Origin of the sequence: Nonomuraea deserti (assembly GCF_004348685.1) — a bacterium.
GTDB lineage: Bacteria > Actinomycetota > Actinomycetes > Streptosporangiales > Streptosporangiaceae > Nonomuraea > Nonomuraea deserti.
Genome location: NZ_SMKO01000402.1, coordinates 1 through 1490, shown reverse-complemented (window position 1 = coordinate 1490; position 1490 = coordinate 1). Strand labels below are relative to the sequence as shown.

Genomic DNA, 1490 nt, shown 5'->3' with positions numbered 1-1490 from the left:
CCCACCCAAGCGTCCGCCGTCCCGCCGCCCGCTCCGCCTTCCGGTGCGTCCGCCGTCCCGCCGCCCGCTCTGTCCTCCGGCGCGTTCGCCGTCTTGCCGCACGGGCCGTTTTCCGGGCCGTTCTCCGGGCCGGTCACCGGGCCGTTCTCCGGGCCGTTCTTCGGGCCGGTCACCGGGTCGGCCGCCGGGTCATGCTGACGAAACGGGGGCGCGGGTCCTCGGGGACGTTGCGGTGCAGCACGTCCGACACCGTTCTCGTGGTCGCGATGATCCGCAGGCCCTCTGGGGAGAAGGTCGAGGCGTTGAACACCCTCGGGGCCAGCAGGGGATTGGTCAGCGCCTGGGAGAACGCGTCGATGGCGATGATCTTCGTGAGCAGCGGCGGCAGGATGGCGTCGGGCGAGCCGGGCTCCTCGGCGAACAGGCCGACGTACAGGTCGAGGTCGTCGACGCCGCGGTAGAGGTCGCGCAGCGCGCCGCTGACCCGCGCGTCGCCGGAGACCTGCTCGAACCGGCGCACCCGCGGGAAGCGGCAGTGCTGCCGGTAACTGTTGTACGGCGCCAGGCCGAGCACCCGCGAGTCGGCGATGCTGGCCACGTCGACCTGCCTCAGGAGCGGGTCGGTGTTGAACAGGCCGATGCGCCCGGCGCGCTGGCGGGAGGCGTCCTCGAAGAGCCGGCCGAGGCCGGGCTCGGGGATCAGCGCGCCGCCGGCCAGGGTCTGCGCCATCGGCAGGTCGCGACCGCCCACCGACAGCCGGGACGGGATCAGGCTGTGCCAGCGGTAGACGAGGTTGAACTCCACCGAGGCCCAGTTCTCGCGGTGCCAGGGCGCGTGGGCCAGCATCGCCGTCAGCCGCGGATCGAGGGTGAAACGGAAGTGGTAGGGGGTGATGTGGTTGATGTACTCCTCGACCACCAGCTTGATCAGCAGCACGATGAGGATGTTGCGCGCCGTCTGGAACAGGCGCTCGTCGTCCCAGCGCGGATGGCGTCCGGCGAGCAGCCGCGCCACCCTGTTGTGCTCGCGCAGGAACAGCACCGTGAGCATGGTGAACCCGATCTGGATGTTGCCCCGGTCGCTCCCCGTCGCGAACAGGGTGTCGCGCTGCGCGTCGGTGAGCTCGTCGAAGCGGATCACGCTCAGCGGGGTGAACTCCGGCTTGATCTTGCCGTTCTCGCACAGGTGGGGAGGGAACTCCCCGCCGTTGATGGTCTGGCTCTTGAGCAGACCCCCGTCGAACGTGCGCAGCGCCGCCGTGGCCGTCTCGTCCAGGCCGTAGAGCTGGTTCAGGTCGATGTGGTGGTTGGAGGTGTTCTTACGGGGATCGCGCGGGACGTTGATGTCGCCACGCAGGAAGCCGTCGGTGAACCACTGGGCGAAGTAGGCGAACAGAACCGAGGACCGCGGACAGGGGATCATGGTGTCGCCACGGGCGAACAGGTCGGCGGCGCGCTCGGGGGACGGCCGGTTCGCCTCGGGGAGGGGG

At 70.4% G+C, this 1490-nt stretch carries 1 protein-coding gene and 1 pseudogene; one reads left to right on the top strand and one right to left on the bottom strand.

Annotated features, from left to right (window positions below):
• Positions 1–198: pseudogene (locus E1292_RS53280) on the top strand (hypothetical protein); the annotation flags it as partial.
• On the opposite strand, the gene E1292_RS50345 reads toward E1292_RS53280, so the two are convergent.
• On the bottom strand, positions 170–1490 hold a 1321-nt coding region (locus tag E1292_RS50345), incomplete at its 5' end, for a peroxidase family protein (RefSeq protein WP_132606866.1). The pseudogene E1292_RS53280 and the gene E1292_RS50345 sit on opposite strands and share 29 nt — an antisense overlap.